Source organism: Agrobacterium tumefaciens (genome assembly GCA_025559845.1).
Classification (GTDB): Bacteria; Pseudomonadota; Alphaproteobacteria; order Rhizobiales; family Rhizobiaceae; genus Agrobacterium.
The window spans coordinates 65,177-82,875 of the sequence record CP048469.1; the positions used below are offsets into that span (position 1 = coordinate 65,177).

A 17,699-nucleotide genomic window follows, 5' to 3' on the forward strand; every position below is an offset into this window, starting at 1 on the left:
TCTTTCTCTTAAAAATGACTTGTTTGGCTCGCTGACTCACAGCTTGAGACCAGGAAGTTTCGTCGAGAGAAATCTCTTCCTGAATCTGATACAGCGATTTACGAAATGCCCTTGGCGCGGTTCCGTGCCGATTTTTCGTTGCCCGAATCGCTCTCTCCCATGGACAAGCTGCAGAGGCAAAATGCTTCCTTGAACCTGTCGCATTCGTGCGCCAGTCGCAACAGGGGAATATGCCTTGCAATATTCTTCGTGCATGGCTTGATCTATGTCAGTTTCCACGCCGCAAGACCGCGCGACAATCATCACGGTGTCGGAGAGCCGTCATCGTGAACGCATATCAGGGAGAAGAGCATGCTCGAGGAGCGCATCCGCAACGCGTCGTTGTTGAAAAGGATTGTCACGGCTGATGAGGCCGCAAGCCTTATCAAGGATGGCATGACCGTCGGCATGAGCGGATTTACCCGCGCGGGTGAAGCGAAGGCCGTACCGCTGGCGCTTGCTGAGCGTGCCAAGACCCACCCGATGCAAATCACCCTGATGACAGGCGCCTCGCTTGGCAACGACCTCGACAAGACCATGGTCGAGGCGGGCATGCTGGCGCGTCGCATGCCTTTCCAGTCTGATCCGGCTTTGCGCAAGGCAATCAACGACGGCAAGGTGATGTTCATTGACCAGCACCTTTCCGAAACGGTCGAGCAGCTTCGTGGCGGGCAGATTCATGGTGTCGATATCGCTATCGTTGAGGCGGTGGCGATCACCTCGGATGGCGGCATCGTGCCAACCACATCGGTCGGCAATTCGGCAAGCTTTGCCATCCTTGCTGACAAGGTAATCGTCGAAATCAATCTTTCGCAACCGGCCGTCCTTGAAGGCCTGCACGATATTTTCATTCCGGCCAAACGACCGACCCGCATGCCCATTCCGGTCGTCGCCCCTGATAGCCGCGTCGGCCTGCCATTCATCCCAGTCCCGCCGGAAAAGATTGCGGCGATCGTCCTGAGTGACAAGTCGGACAGCTTTTCGACCGTGCTGCCGCCGGACGCCGAAACAAAGGCGATTGCCGGCCACCTGAGCGATTTTCTGCTGAACGAAGTCGCGCAGGGGCGTATGGGCTATGAACTTCAGCCCTTGCAGGCAGGTATCGGCACAATCGCCAACGCCGTGTTGCACGGTTTCATCGATACGCCGTTTCACGATCTCAAGATGTATTCCGAGGTTCTGCAGGATTCGACCTTCGAACTTTTCGATGCCGGAAAGCTGGTTTTTGCGTCTGGCTCATCGATCACGCTGTCGTCTGAAATGAACGACCGCGTCATGCCGCGACTGGGTGATTACAAGAACCGGCTGATTTTGCGCCCGCAGGAGGTCAGCAACCATCCGGAAGTCATTCGGCGGCTTGGCATCATCGGTATCAACACGGCGCTTGAATTTGACATCTACGGCAACGTGAACTCCACCCATGTCGGTGGAACGCACATGATGAACGGCATTGGCGGTTCGGGTGATTTCGCACGCAATGCCTACATGTCGATCTTCGTGACAAAATCGATTGCCAAGGGCGGTGCGATCTCCAGTGTCGTTCCTATGGTCAGTCACGTCGATCATACCGAGCATGACGTTGATATTCTGGTGACGGAGATGGGGCTCGCAGATCTTCGCGGGTTGGCTCCACGCGAGCGTGCGCCGGTTATCATCGCAAACTGTGTACACCCGGATTACCGCGACGCACTCATGGATTATTACGAACGCGCAGCGGCACGTGGCGGACACACGCCACATCTCCTTGAGGAAGCATTTTCATGGCATGTCGCGTTGCGGGAGCATGGAACGATGTTGCCCAAAGGTTGAGACGATTGGGTCTCTTTGGACACACCGGACAGGAAATGCGCCGGGGGACGGCCCCCGGTTGCTAGCCTAAATGGTCAGCCTTGGGTAGAAATCCTGGACGCTTGGCCGTTTTCCGGCTGCTTGTTGGTTGTGGGAGAATGACCTGATGCCCTTTCGCTTCGTGGCCATGATCGCCATCGTTGCTTTGCTTGCCGGGTGCGGCGGGCGGCCCATTGGGGTAATGACGCCAACAGGAACGACTGTGGCAGGTACGACTCCGGTCAACCTTCTGGTCGCGACGACACGCGCGCCATCGGATGATGCGGCTATTCTCTTCGGTGGCGAACGCGGTACTGGCCTGAAGGTCGATGCCGTTACCGTGTCGATCCCGCCTGACGCCAATCGCAAGGTGGGCCAGGTGCAATGGCCGAAAAAGCTGCCGCCCGATCCGCTGAAGGATTTCACGACAGTCGCGGTCGAACCGATCCCGTCGGAAGCGGCCACGAGAAGCTGGATCGGCCGACATATCCAGAAGGATCGTCGGGTTCTTGTCTTCGTTCACGGCTTCAACAACCGGTACGAGGAATCCGTTTATCGTTTTGCACAGATCGTGCATGATTCCGGCACGGACGTCGTTCCCGTGGTCTTCACCTGGCCGTCCCGCGCCAGCATTTTCGACTACAACTACGACAAGGAAAGCACCAACTATTCGCGTGATGCTCTGGAAGAGATGCTGACGCGTCTGGCGAAAGACAAATCCATCAGCGAAGTCACCGTCATGGCGCATTCCATGGGGACCTGGCTCGCCGTGGAAGCATTGCGCCAGATGGCAATCCGCAATGGTCGCGTTGATCCGAAAATCAGCAATGTCATTCTGGCTGCGCCTGACCTTGATGTGGATGTTTTCAGCCGGCAGTTCGCAAGTCTTGGCAAGACGCCGCCCAAGTTCACACTGTTCGTCTCGCAGGATGATCGGGCACTCAGCCTGTCGCGTCGCATCTCCGGCAATGTTGATCGCCTGGGGCAGATCGATCCGTCCGTTGAGCCCTATCGCAGCGAACTGGAAAAAGCAGGCATCACCGTTCTGGATTTGACCAAGCTTCAATCCGGCGATCGCTTGAATCATGGAAAATTCGCCGAAAGCCCGGAGGTCGTGCGGTTGATCGGTGATCGCCTGATCGCCGGACAGACTGTGACGGATTCGGATGTCGGTTTGGGCGAAGCCTTGGGCGCTGTCAGTATCGGCGCTGCACAAACGGTCGGAACGGCTGCCAGCGTTGTGGTCAGCGCTCCGATCGCCGTCTTCGATCCGCGTACACGCGAGAATTACGGTCGCCAGGTGGAACGGCTTGGCCGGTCGGTTGAAAACACGGTTGGCTCCGTGGGCGATACGGCTGGCGCCGTGGTGGATGAGGACGCACTTCGCGCCTCCGGCCTCAACTGCAATGCGGCTGCCAACCGCAACAGGGCCGAATGCCGTAACCGCTGATATCTTTGTGTACAGTTTGTATTTTTGTGGATATGGTCCGGTTCAGACGTAAACTTCCGGAGTAAGTCCCATGCGTTGGAAACGCACCCTCCAGCTTCTCGATGTTCATTGCGAAGGCGAAATCGGCCGTGTCGTGACGGGCGGCGCGCCGAAAATTCCCGGTAATACGGTTGCCGAGCAACTCGACTGGATGAACACCGATCCCAAAGGGCACGCGCTTCGCCGCTTTCTGACTCTGGAGCCTCGTGGTACGCCGATGGGCTCGGTCAATCTGTTGTTGCCGCCGAAGCATCCCGATGCGCACGCTGCGTTTGTCATCCTTCAGCCGGATCAGGCCCATGCGAGCTCAGGCTCGAACTCCATCTGCGCCACCACGGCCTTGCTGGAAAGCGGCATGGTGGAGATGCAGGAGCCGGAAACCGTCGTCATGCTGGAAACAGCGGCCGGTCTGGTCAAGGCAACTGCCACCTGCCGTGATGGGCGCTGCGAGAAGGTGAAGCTCACCATGGTGCCATCCTTCGTGCACGAACTTGATGTCAGCATCGACACGCCCGAATGGGGCAAGGTAACGATGGACATCTCCTACGGTGGCATCTTCTACGCGCTGGTTGACGTCCGCCAGATCGGCCTGACGATCGACAAGGCCAATGCCGCGAAACTGGTTGCGGCGGGCATGGCGCTGAAGGACATCGTCAATCGCGAAGTGAAGGTCGTTCATCCGGAAATTCCGGCGATCTCTGGTGTTGCTTATGTGATGTTCCGCGATGTCGATGCCGACGGATCGATCCGCACCTGCACGACTATGTGGCCGGGACGCGCAGACCGTTCTCCCTGCGGCACGGGTAACTCCGCCAATCTTGCGACGCTTTATGCGCGCGGCAAGGTCAAGGTCGGAGATGAATACAAATCGCGCTCCATCATCGGTTCGGAATTCGACGTCGGGCTTTCCGCCGTCACCGAGGTAGCGGGTCGCCCCGCCGTTATCCCGACCATTGCCGGTCGCGGTTTCACCTTCGGGCTACATCAGGTCGGTCTCGATCCGTTCGACCCGCTGGCGGATGGTTTTGCCATGACCGATGTCTGGGGGCCGCAGGCCGGCGGCATCTGACACCTCCGAAAAAAATGCCATCAACAGCCGCCGATTTGTTTCAGCGGCTGTTTTCTTTTGATGAAAGATGCTAAGCGGGCCGGACTCCAGAAAGCTGTCGGTCTTGTTTTACGCATGTCGTGATCGCAAAACCGCAGCATATTTTGCGCGACATGCTTTAGAGGTTCCCACGATGAAGTCGATCACCCTTCGCCGCCCCGATGACTGGCATCTGCATTTGCGCGATGGCGCCGTTCTGGAAGGTGTGATTGCCGATACAAGTCGCCATTTTGCGCGCGCCATCATCATGCCGAACCTTGTTCCTCCGGTCGTAACGACGGCGGATGCTCGCGCCTATCGTGAGCGTATCGTCAAGGCCATTCCGGCTGGTGACCGTTTCGAGCCGTTGATGACACTTTACCTGACCGAAGGCACAAATGCTGACGACGTCGAGGAAGGCAAGAAAAGCGGTCTGATCCATGCCGTCAAACTTTACCCGGCTGGTGCCACCACGAACTCGCATGGCGGTGTCAGGGACCTGACCAAGGTCGCGCCGGTGCTGGAACGCATGGCGAAAATTGGTCTGCCGCTGTGCGTACATGGCGAAGTCACGACGCCGGAAGTCGATATCTTTGACCGCGAAAAAGCCTTTATCGACACCGTTCTGGAACCGCTTCGTCAGCGCCTGCCGGAACTGAAAGTGACGATGGAGCATGTCACGACCAAGGATGGCGTGGATTACATCAAGTCCTCCAAGGCAAATCTCGCTGGTTCCATCACCACGCACCACCTGATCATCAACCGTAACGCCATTCTGGTTGGCGGTATCAAGCCGCATTATTATTGCCTGCCTGTTGCCAAGCGTGAGGAACATCGTCTGGCGTTGCGCGCTGCCGCCATCTCCGGCGATGCGCGCTTCTTCCTCGGCACGGACTCCGCCCCGCATGTCGATCCGTTGAAGGAGTGCGCCTGTGGTTGCGCCGGTATCTATACATCGATCAATACGATGAGCTGCCTTGCCCACGTATTCGAACAGGAGAACGCTCTTGAGACGCTGGAAGCCTTCACCTCGCTGAACGGCCCGGCATGGTACGGCCTGCCGCCAAACGAAGACACCATCACCCTGGTCAAACGGGAGGAGCAGGTCAGCTTCCCCGACAAGATCGAGACCGGCGCCGGACTGGTGACGGTGTTCGATCCGATGTTCCCGCTTCACTGGGACGTCCAATAAATCCTTCAATTGCTGCCGGATTCTCCGGCAGTTTTTATATGCACTGATGACGAAAAGAGGAAAACGCCGATGTCCCAGTTCACATTTACCGATCGCGCCGTGGTGGCGGAGCTTGTCGCAAAGATGCTGTGGGAGATAAAGGCGGTTCATTTCAATTCCGAAAGCCCCTACACCTTCGCATCGGGCATGAAGAGCCCTGTCTACATCGACATGCGCAAGCTGATTTCCTATCCGCGTATCCGCTCTGCGGTGATGGACTTCGCGGCGGCGAAGATCGTGGCCGATGCGGGCTTCGAGAAATTCGATTGCGTGGCCGGTGGTGAAACGGCGGGCATTCCTTTTGCCGCCTTCCTTGCCGAGCGCCTCGGTCTGCCGATGATCTACTGCCGCAAGAAACCGAAGGGCCACGGCCGTAACGCGCAGATCGAAGGCCATATGCCCGAAGGTGCACGCGTTCTCGTTATTGAGGATCTGACGACAGCCGGCGGTTCGATGTTCACCTTCATCGACGCCATTCGTGCAGCCGGTGGCATCGTCGACCACGGCATCGCGCTGTTTTACTACGGCATCTTCAGGGAAGCCGAGGCGCGCTTTGCCAATGGCAATGTGGCGCTGCACTACCTCAGCACCTGGCGCGATGTTCTTGCTGTGGCGCGCAAGGAAAAACTGTTCGATGACAAGACCTTGTCCGAAGTCGAGGCCTTCCTCGACAACCCGCTGCCGTGGTCGGCAAAGCATGGTGGCGTCAGCGAATTGCCGCAATCGTAATTTGGGATGGCGTTTGGCTGGCCTTTTCGCCAGCCATCGTCTAAATCGATTTAAGTCCATTTGATTTTATGGTTTGAGGAGACCGTGATGATCCTGTGTTGTGGTGAAGCCCTTATCGACATGCTGCCTCGGCAGACAACGTTGGGAGAGGCGAGTTTTGCCCCTTACGCAGGTGGTGCGGTCTTCAATACGGCGATTGCGCTCGGTCGCCTCGGTGTGCCCTCGGCTTTTTTCTCGGGCATTGCCGATGACATGATGGGTGAAATTCTGAAGGATACACTGAAGGCCAGCAAGGTTGACTTCAGCCTGTGCGCCTTCTCCAACCGCCCGTCGACGATCGCCTTCGTCAAGCTGGTGGACGGGCACGCGACCTACGCTTTTTATGACGAAGGTACCGCCGGACGTATGTTATCGGAAGATGATTTGCCGGCACTTGGAGCAGATTGCGAGGCCATGCATTTCGGTGCCATCAGCCTCATTCCCGAGCCATGCGGCAGCACCTATGAGGCGCTGTTGGCACGCGAGCATGACAAGCGCCTCATCTCGCTTGATCCCAATATTCGCCCCGGCTTTATCAAGGACAAGCAGAAACATCTCGAGCGCATCAGCCGCATGGCGGCGATGTCCGACATTGTGAAGTTCTCCGACGAAGATCTGGCCTGGTTCGGTCTGGAGGGTGATGAAGATACGCTTGCCCGCCATTGGCTGCATCATGGTGCAAAACTGGTTGTTGTCACTCGTGGGGCCAAAGGTGCGGTCGGTTATACATCGAACCTGAAGGTTGAAGTCGCATCCGAACGCGTTGAGGTCGTCGATACCGTTGGTGCGGGTGATACATTCGATGCCGGCATTCTCGCTTCGCTGAAAATTCAGGGTCTCCTGACAAAGGCGCAAGTCTCTGTATTGACGGAAGAGCAGATCCGCAAGGCGCTCGCCCTTGGCGCCAAGGCTGCTGCGGTAACGGTTTCTCGCGCCGGTGCAAATCCGCCATGGGCGCATGAGATCGGGCTCTAAATCTATAGGGCACAATCTCTGAAACAGCGTGTCCGCGACCGGCTCGCTGCGTCGTAGTTGTTGTTCCGCGACAGACCGATTCAACCAAGACCTTGAATGAGAAAAGCCGGAAGTTTCCTTCCGGCTTTTGCATATGATCGTGTCAGTGTTTTTTTACTTCGCCAAACCTGCCAGCGTCGCAACAAGACCCTGAGTCGAGCTGTCATGGCCGGCAGCGCTTTCCTTGCCTTCGACAACGGGCAGCAGGCCGGTTGCAAGCTCCTTGCCAAGCTCAACGCCCCACTGGTCGAAGGAGTTGATGCGGAACAGGACGCCTTCAACAAACACGCGGTGCTCATAGAGAGCGATGAGGCGGCCGAGCGCGAATGGCGTCAGCTTGTCATAGACGAAGGTGATCGAGGGGCGGTTGCCGGTAAAGACACGGTGTGGCGCGATGAAGTCGGCCAGTTTGTCTTCCATTCCCTTGGACGTGAGCTGAGCCTTCGCTTCTGCCAGCGTGCGGCCCTTCATCAGTGCTTCGGACTGTGCAAGGCAATTGGCGATGAGAAGCTGGTGCTGGTGGCGCAATTCAGGCTCGAAGCCGTTTGCCGCGATCATGAATTCAGCCGGAATGACGCTCGTGCCCTGGTGGATGAGCTGGTAGAAAGCGTGCTGGCCATTGGTGCCGGGTTCACCCCAGACGACAGGGCCAGATTGACCTTCAACCGGCGTACCGTCGATGGTGACACCCTTGCCGTTGGATTCCATGTCGAGTTGCTGCAGGTAAGCCGGGAAGCGCGACAGGCGCTGATCATATGGCAGGATCGCCCGTGTCGGATAATCGAGCACGTTGCGATGATAGAAGCCGATAAGGCCAAGCAGCATCGGCAGGTTTTCGCGGACTGGCGCTTCGCGGAAGTGCTTGTCCATGGCGTGCGCGCCATCGAGGAACTTGCCGAAGTTTTCCGGACCAATGGCAATCATCAGTGGCAGACCGATGGCCGACCAGATCGAATAACGTCCGCCGACCCAATCCCAGAAACCGAAGACGCGGTCGCTTTCGATACCGAACGCCGAGACTTTCTCAAGGGCGGTGGAAACCGCCGCGAAATGATGCTTGACGGCGCTTTCACCGAGCTTGTCGGCGATAAACTTGCGGGCCGTTGCCGCATTCGTCATCGTCTCGATCGTCGTGAACGTCTTCGAAGCGATGATGAAAAGGGAAGTTTCCGGGTCGATCAGCTTCAGCGTATCGGCAATGTGCGCACCGTCGATGTTGGAAACGAAATGCGCGCGTGGGCCATCGTGGAATGGGGCCAGTGCCAGCGTCGCCATCACAGGGCCGAGGTCGGAGCCGCCGATGCCGATATTGACGACGTCGGTGATTTTCTTGCCGGTCGAACCCTTGAGAAAGCCCGAGCGGATTGCATCGGCAAACTTGCCCATCGACGCCAGAACGCTGTTGACGTCAGACATCACGTCCTTGCCGTCGACCAGCACTGGCGTGTTCGAACGGTTGCGCAATGCGGTATGAAGAACGGCACGGTCTTCGGTGAAGTTGATGGCCTTGCCGGTAAACATTTCTTCGCGCTTGGCTTCAACGCCGCCTTCGACTGCCAGCTTCTCAAGCAGTGCAATGATGTCGTCGTTCACGGCGCATTTCGAATAGTCCATCAGCAAGTCATCGAATTTTGCGCTGAAACGGCTGAATCGCTTGTCGTCGGCCGCAAAGGCGGCACGAAGATCGGTTGCGGCAGTGCTGCTCGCCGTTGCTTTCAGTTTTTCGATGATGGCCTGCATTTTATGCTCCTCGGCTCCGTGGAAGGATGAGGAAACTATTCTCTTTCAGTCGTCCAAATCAAGGCGACTTTGACAAAAGAAAAGAGCCGGTCTCCCGGCTCTTTCGGATCAGTTGAGATTGCGCAATTCGCGCCGCAAAATCTTCCCGACATTCGATTTGGGAAGTTCGGTGCGGAACTCGATGATCTTCGGTCTTTTGTAGTTGGTCAGGCTTTTGGCGCAGAAGGCTTTCAGGTCGGCTTCGGTCAAGGCGGGGTCTTTCTTGACAACGAACAGCTTGACGATTTCTCCAGAGTGTTCGTCGGGAATGCCAATTGCGGCGCATTCCAGTACACCCGGATGAGCCGCAGCCACTTCCTCAACCTCGTTCGGGTAAACGTTGAAGCCGGAAACGAGAATCATGTCCTTCTTCCGGTCGACAATCTTGGTGTAACCGCGATCGTCCATGAAGCCCATGTCGCCGGAACGGAAAAAGCCGTCCGCGGTCATGACCTTGGCAGTCTCGTCCGGTCGCTGCCAATATCCGGCCATCACCTGCGGTCCGCGAATGCATATTTCGCCGATGTCGCCCGACCGAAGGCTGTTGCCATCTTCATCACGAATATCGATTTCCGTAGAGGAGATCGGCAGGCCGATCGTGCCGCTGAATTCTGCCGCATCCAGCCGGTTGACGGTCGCAACAGGCGACGTTTCCGAAAGACCGTATCCTTCTGTGATCGGGCAGCCGATCATCGCCAGCCAGCGCTCGGCAACCGGTCTTTGCACCGCCATGCCGCCGCCCAGAACGAGGATCAGCGACGAGAGATCGAGCTTGCGGAAATCCTCATTGTTCATCATGGCGTTGAACAGCGTATTGATACCGGGGAAGATATGCGGCCGGTAGTGCGACAGCTCCTTCACGAAGCCCGGAATATCGCGAGGATTGGCGATCAAGAGATTATGGCCGCCGAGAGCAATGCCCATCAGCGAGTTTACGGTCAGCGCGAAAATGTGGCAAAGCGGCAATGCGCAGACGAAGTTCAAAACCTCGGGGCGGTTCTTGGTTGCGAAGGCTGCATCAAGCCACAGGCTGATCTGCATCTTGTTGGCCAGGAGATTGGCATGGGTAAGCACCGCACCCTTCGAGATGCCTGTCGTACCGCCCGTGTACTGCAGGAAGGCGATATCCTGCGGCCCCAGCGCAGCCGGCTTCAGCTTGAGGTTTTCTCCTTCATGCAGTGCCGTTTTGAATGTCACTGACGCGGGGATGGCATATGCCGGAACCAGCTTCTTGACCTTGCGCACCACAAGATTGACGAGATGCCCTTTCAGCCCCAGAAGGTCACCCATGGCCGCAATCACCACATGTCGCACGGCGGTTCTGGGAACGGCCTGTTGCGCGACATGCGCGAAGTTTTCCAGCACGAACAGTGCCTTGGCACCGGAATCCTTCAACTGGTGCTCAAGCTCTCTGGGTGTGTAGAGCGGGTTGACATTGACCACGATCATTCCCGCCCGCAGAATGCCGTATACGACAACAGGGTTTTGCAGGATATTCGGCATCATCACCGCGACGCGGTCGCCTTTTTCCAGTCCACGCGATTGCAGCCAGGCCGCAACAGAACGCGTCATCTGGTCGAGTTCCCGATAGGAGATCGACTTTCCCATGCTGGAAAAGGCTTTCCTGTCGGAAAACTGCGCGCAGCTTTTCTCGAGAAGGTTGACAAGCGAAGCATGGCTTGGCGCGGGAATCTCTGAAGGGACACCCGGCGGGTAAGACGCCAACCAACGTTTTGCTACGTTGGCATTTTCCTGGTGGCCCAGGGTCATTTCACTCATGCTTCTCCTCCCAGAGTCTCCGTTGCATCCGGCGTTCTTAATCAACGCCTCGGACGCATCAAACTGTTTTCATCCGCAAATGCCGGGCGATCAATCCCAATCATAGACATCAATGCGGTGCCACCGGGTTGGCCGCTCCTCCTGCTTTCCGGTGACGATGATAGACGTGTTGCGACACATCGTCCATCAGTGAACAAAACGTATTTAACTCTAACGTAAACGTCAATATTGCTGCCAAGAATGTTGTGCGCCTTCACTGAGGCGTGTGCGGCGGCGAGATTTTGACTTTAATCCTGATTTGAGCGATCAACATAATCAGTGACGAGAAGGCAGGACTGGAAATGGCAGGCAGTGCAGCGCTTGAACTGAAGGCGGTTGGAAAAAGCTACGGCGGCACGAATGTGCTGTCCGATATCGACCTGACTGTTGAGCGCGGCGAGATCATCTGCCTCGTTGGCCGCTCTGGCTGTGGAAAATCGACGCTGCTGCGAATTGTTGCGGGCGTGGAAACACCGGAGCAGGGCGCCGTCTTTCTTAATGGTACCGAGGTTGCCGGTCCTTCCGTTTTTGTGGAGCCCGAAACGCGCAACATCGGCTTCGTGTTTCAGGACTACGCGCTTTTCCCGCATCTGACGGTCGAACAGAACGTGATGTTTGGCCTTAAATCTCTGCCGAAAGCGCAAAAGCACCAGCGGGCAGAAGAGATGATCCATCATGTCCACCTTCAGGATCTGGCCAAACGCTACCCCCATACGCTTTCGGGAGGGGAGCAGCAGCGTGTTGCGCTGGCGCGTGCGCTTGCGCCGCAGCCCAGCCTTTTGCTGATGGATGAACCTTTTTCCAATCTGGATCGCGGTTTGCGAGACAGCGTGCGCGAAGAGACGCTTGGGCTGCTTCGCCAGTTGGGAACAACCGTAATCATGGTCACACACGATCCGGAAGAGGCTTTGTCTGCCGGCGACCGCGTCGTGTTGATGCAGCGTGGCCGGATCGTGCAGGTCGGTACGGGTTATGAAATGCACGACCATCCCGAGACCCGCTACGCGGCCGACTTCTTCTGTGCCTTCAACAAGATCGATGGCACGGTCAGCCAGGGCAAGGTTTCAACGCCACTCGGTCTTATAGGCGATGCCTCCGATTTTTCGGAGGGGCAGGCGGCCATAGCCTACGTCCGTCCCAATGCGATTTCGATCCTTGAGGACCATGACGTCAAGGACGGTATTGCAGGGGAGATATCGAGCCGCGTCTTCCTTGGCGAAATCGAGCAGCTCGGAATTGCCGTGCCCGGTCTGGCGCACGATCTTCGCGTCAGGACAATGCGACGCACCCCCACCAAAACAACGGCGGTCCGTTTCGGTATCGATCCTTCGGGCGTGTTGATATTTACCACAGGTTGAATAGAGAGTTTTTGCCTCGCCTGTCGGGCTGATTTTCAACTTTTGGTGATCGTAACGGCTGCCTGAACGTCCAGATAAAACTTGATTTGATGCATCAGGTATGATGTCTGCTGCCCATCTTGTGTGACGTTTAAGAGGGAGTAGACGATACCATGACAAAGCTTTCCAACATTGCCCTGCTAGCAAGCACGGCTGCTTTTGCTGCCGGCACAGCCGCTGCGGCCGAATTGAACATCTACACAACCCGCGAGCCCGGCCTTGTCCAGCCGCTTCTCGATTCCTTTACGGCATCAAGCGGTATCAAGGTCAACACCGTGTTTTTGAAGGACGGTCTTGCAGAGCGCGTGTTGAGCGAAGGAGCGAGTTCGCCAGCAGATATTCTTATGGCAGTTGATGCCGGCAATCTTGTCGACCTGGCTGAAAAGGGCGTAACGCAGCCGGTGGAATCCGAGGTTCTGACCAAGGCAATTCCGGCGGAGCTTCGCGATGGAAAAGGCAACTGGTTTGCCTTGTCGATGCGCGCACGCGTCCTCTATGCGGCTAAGGACGTCGACTTGACCTCGTTCAACTACGAGGATCTGGCGGACTCCAAATGGAAGGGCAAGGTCTGCATCCGCTCTGGCCAGCACCCATACAACACCGCGCTTTTTGCAGATTACATTGCCCACCACGGTGCTGAAGAGACCGAAAAGTGGCTTGCAGGTGTGAAGGACAATCTGGCGCGCAAGGCTGGCGGCGGTGATCGCGACGTTGCCAAGGATATTCTCGGTGGCATTTGCGATATCGGTATCGCCAATTCCTACTATGTCGGCCTGATGCGCTCCGGCAAGGGCGGTGAGGAACAGGTCAAGTGGGGCGATGCGATCAAGGTAGTTCTGCCGACCTTTAAGGACGGCGGTACGCAGGTCAACATCAGCGGCGCAGCCGTCGCCAAGAATGCACCGAACAAAGCCGAAGCCGTCAAGCTACTGGAGTATCTCGTTTCGGATGAAGCCCAGAAGATCTACGCCGAAGCCAACTATGAATATCCGGTCAAGCAGGGTGCTGCTCTGAACGAGATCATTGCCTCTTTCGGTACCTTGAAGATCGATAACAAGCCGCTGACGGAAATCGTCTCCCATCGCAAGCAGGCGAGCGAGTTGGTCGACAAGGTTGGCTTCGACAACTAAACGTCGAATTCACAATGAAAAGAGGGCGCTCGCTGATGCGGGCGCCTTTGCCTGTTTGTAGAAAAGCGCATGATCTCAGACACCATTCAGCGACCAGTAGCGCGCACCGGGACAAGGTTTCGCTCCTCGTTCTGGTGGCTCTGCCTGTCGTTGCTTGCCGCGATTGCCTCGATGGTTCCGGTGCTGGCGCTGGTTTCGCAGGCCATTCAGGGCTCTGAGGGGCTCTGGGCACATTTGCGATCGACCGTTCTGATGACGGCGCTGCCGGAAACGGTTGTTCTCTTGGCGGGTGTCGGCCTGTTGGCGGGGGTGGTCGGAACCTGTTCCGCCTGGCTTGTCACCGCTTATGACTTTCCAGGGCGAAAAATGTTGGAATGGGCGTTGCTGTTGCCGCTTGCCATGCCGACCTACATCGTCGCTTATGCCTATCTGGATATTCTCCACCCGATTGGCCCCGTGCAGGGTGCTGTCAGGTGGCTGCTTGGATACTCCAGCCCTCGGGAATTCCGCCTGCCGGATATACGCTCCATGGCAGGCTGCATCATTTTTCTCGGTTTTGTTCTCTTCCCCTACATCTACATTCCTGTCCGGGCCATGTTTCTGACGCAGGCCGGCAATCTCCTTGAAGCGGCCCGCATGCTTGGCGTCTCGCGCCATGCCGCATTCATGAAGGTTGCAATTCCCTTGGCGCGACCGGCCATCGCCGTCGGGGTCAGTCTCGCCCTGATGGAGGCGTTGAATGATATTGGCGCTTCGGAGTTTCTCGGCGTTCGCACCCTCACAGTCTCCGTCTACACCACCTGGATCACCAAATCCGATCTGCCGGGTGCCGCGCAAATTGCGCTGTTCATGTTGTTTATCGTTGTCGGTCTGGTGGCATTGGAGCGGTGGGCTCGGCGCAAGCAGCGATATGCTTCTTCAGCGCAGAAAAACAGAGAACTGGAACCGGTCAGGCTTTACGGCCTGAAGGCCTTGGCAGCGCTTGGCCTCGGTATGGTGCCCGTCGTCATCGGCTTTATTGCACCCGCCACCTATCTCGTGGTTGAGGCCTGGAAGCGTTTTCAGTTCAATGGTCTTTCGGCACGCTTTGCCAGTGAAGCGCTCAACACCATCGTTTTTGCTGGTATCGCAACTCTGATGACGGTTTTCTTCGGACTTGTCGTGGCCTATGCCATGCGGCTTGCTCCTGGTCGAGCTTCGCTCTGGTCGTTTCGGTTTTCAACGGTAGGATACGCAGCACCAGGAACGGTAATTGCAATTGGTGTGCTGATTGCACTGGGCGGCTTCGACCGTTTTCTCGATGCAAGCATGAAAGAGATTTTTGGCATTTCCACCGGTCTGCTGATGATCGGCAGTGGTGCAGCCCTGATTTATGCCTATACGGCGCGCTTTCTGACCATCGCGGCGGGTGGCATTGATGCAGGATTGAGCCGCATTCCCCTGTCCTTCGACCATGCATCCCGCACCCTTGGACGCTCGGCCACTCAGACCTTTCGACAGATTCATCTGCCGCTATCCAGAGCATCTCTGGCTGCTGCAGGCCTTCTGGTCTTTGTGGATTGCGTCAAGGAATTGCCCGCAACGCTGTTGTTGCGACCGCTGAACTTTGAAACCTTTGCTACCCATCTTTACGGGGAAGCTGCGCGCGGCACCTATGAGGAAGCATCGATTGCGGCCTTGGCAATCGTCTGTATCGGGATTCTCCCTGTCATGTTGCTCGCAAGGGTGGGCCGGCGCAGAGCGTAAGGTTGCGTCGCCTTGCGGTCGTGTTTTGCGGCGCAAGAGGCCAAGAAGCTTCAAATCCTGCCAGAAATGAACAAGCGTTCCGCCTTATTCCTGATGTAAATACTCATCTTAATGAGGTGTTGCGGCTTGTCGAAATTGTGACTGCCGCCGGTATGTTTTGGGGCATGTCTTGAAAAATTTGAACGTGGCGTTTTTGAGCCGCCTGGCAACAGGCTCGGCAATCGCAATTTGCATGCTGCCTCTGTCGGCGAATGCGCAGGACACAACTGTTCTGCAGCAGATTACCGTTGAGGGGCAGGGAACGCAAAACGCCACGGGCCCGGTTAGAGGTTATGTTGCGAAAAAAACCGCGACTGGTTCCAAAACCGATACGGACACCAAGGACATACCGCAGTCTGTCTCGGTTGTCGGACGCGAGGAGATGAACAATCGCGGCGTCGTCACCAAGGTCGACGAGGTGCTGCGCTACACGCCTGGCGTCACGGCCGAGCCGTTCGGTACCGATCCCGATACGGACTGGTTCTATATCCGCGGTTTTCAGGCAACTCAGACTGGCGTCTTCCTGGATGGCCTGAACCTGTTCAGCTACGGTTTCGGCGGCTTCCAGATGGATGCATATGGCCTGGAACGTGTCGAGGTTCTGAAGGGACCGGCTTCTGTCCTTTATGGCGGCGCGAACCCTGGCGGTATCGTGCAGATGGTCAGCAAGCGTCCGCAGGACGAACCGATCCGCGAAACGGAAATCGGCATCAACAATTTCGGCAATGCCTTCTTTGGGTTCGATCTTGGCGACAAGGTCGATGAACAGGGTGTGTGGAAATATCGTGTGACCGGCAAAGTCTCTGGCGGCGACAACTACACCAATTATTCTGAAGATCTGCGCGGTTTCATCATGCCGCAGGTGACCTTCGAACCCGATGCGCAAACCAGCGCGACAGTCTATGGATATTTCTCGGCGCTCGATCAGACCCATGTTGGTAATGGCTTCCTGCCCTATGTCGGCACGGTTGTGGATGCGCCCTTCGGCAAGTTGAGCCGCGAAGCATTTTATGGCGAACCTGATCTCGACAACGGACGTGTTTATCAGTCGATGGTCGGTTACGAAGTCAGCCACGAGTTCGACAATGGCTGGAAGCTGAGCCAGAACGCGCGTTATGGGCATCTCTACAAGCGTGAAACCGGACCCTACACAGGCGGCTGGGCGAATGCGGATGCGAACGGTCAGCCGATCCTTGACGCAACCACCGGCGACTACATGCTGACGCGCTTCGGTTATGACGGTCTTTCCAAGGTGGACAGCTTCGGCATCGATAACCGTGCCGAACGCGAGTTTGACACCGGTGCGATCAGCCATTCGCTGCTTCTCGGTCTCGACTACAAATATTACAAGCTCGATCAGGTGCAGAAGTGCTGCGGGTCCAATCCGATCGGTGCGCTCAATCCTATCTACGGCTCAACACAGGGCACGAACTTTACCTACGCCGACAATGTCGTGACGCAGCAGCAGATCGGTATCTATGCGCAGGACCAGTTACGTTTCGGCGATGGTTGGCTGGTAACCTTGAACGGTCGATATGACTACGTCGATACGGAACTCAACAATCGTCTGCCGTCCGGCGTGTCGCGCCGTTCCAATGATGACGCCCTGAGCGGTCGTGCTGGTCTTGCTTATGAGTTCGACAATGGGCTGACACCCTATGTCTCGGCAGCGACATTCTTCAATCCGCTGATCGACACGCTGGCCGACGGTAGCGCCGCAGTGCCGGAAGAGGGGCACCAGTTCGAGGCCGGTTTGAAATACGAGCCCACCTTCTTTGATGGCAGCATCACCGCTTCCGTGTTCAAGCTGGTCAAGCAGAATGCCATCGTGTCTTACACAGCCGGCGGTATCACCACCAGCGGCCAGTTCGGCGAGGTGGAATCCACCGGCTTCGAGCTGGAAGCGAAGGCCAATCTGAATGAGAACTGGAAGGCGATTGCGTCCTATTCTTATACGGACCTCGACATTGCCAAGGATGCCAACCCCAACCTGATCGGCAAATCGCCTTGGATCGTGCCGAACCATGCGGCGTCGCTGTGGCTGGACTACGCCTTCACCAACGATGCGCTGCAGGGTCTCAGCATTGGTGGTGGCGTGCGTTATCAGGGCAAGTCCTGGGCTGACGCGGAAAATACGCTGCGTGTTCCCGATGCGGCTGTTTTCGATGCGGCTATCCGTTACGAAAAGAATGACTGGACCGCATCCGTCAACGTGTCGAACCTGTTTGACAAAGAATACGTCAAGAGCTGCGGCGGGGCTTCCGTTTGCGGTTGGGGTGACAGCCGGACGATCACCTTCAAGCTGTCGAAGAAGTGGTAAGCTAGAGCCGACCGC

General features: G+C 56.9%; 12 protein-coding genes. 10 read left to right on the forward strand and 2 right to left on the reverse strand.

Annotation, left to right across the window (positions count from 1 at the left end):
• Positions 1–351: 351 nt before the first annotated feature.
• From FY156_00325 to FY156_00350, 6 genes are all read left to right on the forward strand, one after another.
• Positions 352–1,848 (forward strand): acetyl-CoA hydrolase/transferase family protein, encoded by a 1,497-nt coding sequence (locus FY156_00325; GenBank protein ID UXS00043.1) that lies wholly within the window; start codon positions 352–354, stop codon positions 1,846–1,848.
• A gap of 145 nt (positions 1,849–1,993) precedes the next feature.
• On the forward strand, positions 1,994–3,316 hold the full coding sequence (locus FY156_00330; protein UXS00044.1) for an alpha/beta hydrolase: 1,323 nt from the start codon (positions 1,994–1,996) through the stop codon (positions 3,314–3,316).
• A 70-nt stretch (positions 3,317–3,386) separates the two neighbouring features.
• Entirely contained in the window at positions 3,387–4,424 is a 1,038-nt protein-coding gene (locus tag FY156_00335; protein ID UXS00045.1) for a proline racemase family protein, read from the forward strand.
• Positions 4,425–4,596: 172 nt separating this feature from the next.
• Positions 4,597–5,634, forward strand: a complete 1,038-nt coding sequence (gene pyrC / locus FY156_00340; protein UXS00046.1) for a dihydroorotase — start codon at positions 4,597–4,599, stop codon at positions 5,632–5,634.
• A gap of 69 nt (positions 5,635–5,703) precedes the next feature.
• Positions 5,704–6,402 (forward strand): orotate phosphoribosyltransferase, encoded by a 699-nt coding sequence (locus FY156_00345; protein ID UXS00047.1) that lies wholly within the window; start codon positions 5,704–5,706, stop codon positions 6,400–6,402.
• A gap of 87 nt (positions 6,403–6,489) precedes the next feature.
• The gene (locus tag FY156_00350) at positions 6,490–7,416 is read left to right on the forward strand and encodes a carbohydrate kinase (GenBank protein UXS00048.1); all 927 of its coding nucleotides are present in this window, start codon (positions 6,490–6,492) and stop codon (positions 7,414–7,416) included.
• A 153-nt stretch (positions 7,417–7,569) separates the two neighbouring features.
• Here the strand turns inward: FY156_00350 and pgi are convergent, their stop codons facing one another.
• Both pgi and FY156_00360 read right to left on the reverse strand, forming a co-directional pair.
• Complete coding sequence (gene pgi / locus FY156_00355; protein ID UXS00049.1) at positions 7,570–9,195, reverse strand: glucose-6-phosphate isomerase; 1,626 nt, start codon at positions 9,193–9,195, stop codon at positions 7,570–7,572.
• A gap of 108 nt (positions 9,196–9,303) precedes the next feature.
• Positions 9,304–11,013 (reverse strand): long-chain fatty acid--CoA ligase, encoded by a 1,710-nt coding sequence (locus FY156_00360; GenBank protein UXS00050.1) that lies wholly within the window; start codon positions 11,011–11,013, stop codon positions 9,304–9,306.
• A 341-nt stretch (positions 11,014–11,354) separates the two neighbouring features.
• Between FY156_00360 and FY156_00365 the strand changes: the two genes are divergently transcribed.
• The 4 genes from FY156_00365 (at position 11,355) to FY156_00380 (ending at position 17,684) form a co-directional block, all read left to right on the forward strand.
• Positions 11,355–12,410, forward strand: coding sequence for an ABC transporter ATP-binding protein (locus FY156_00365; protein ID UXS00051.1), 1,056 nt, complete (start codon positions 11,355–11,357; stop codon positions 12,408–12,410).
• Positions 12,411–12,562: 152 nt separating this feature from the next.
• Positions 12,563–13,579 (forward strand): Fe(3+) ABC transporter substrate-binding protein, encoded by a 1,017-nt coding sequence (locus FY156_00370; GenBank protein UXS00052.1) that lies wholly within the window; start codon positions 12,563–12,565, stop codon positions 13,577–13,579.
• A gap of 171 nt (positions 13,580–13,750) precedes the next feature.
• Positions 13,751–15,325 carry an iron ABC transporter permease gene (locus tag FY156_00375; protein ID UXS02965.1) on the forward strand — a complete coding sequence of 525 codons (1,575 nt, stop codon included), beginning with the start codon at positions 13,751–13,753 and terminating at the stop codon, positions 15,323–15,325.
• Between the two features lie 169 nt (positions 15,326–15,494).
• Positions 15,495–17,684 carry a TonB-dependent siderophore receptor gene (locus FY156_00380; protein UXS00053.1) on the forward strand — a complete coding sequence of 730 codons (2,190 nt, stop codon included), beginning with the start codon at positions 15,495–15,497 and terminating at the stop codon, positions 17,682–17,684.
• Positions 17,685–17,699 lie beyond the last annotated feature (15 nt).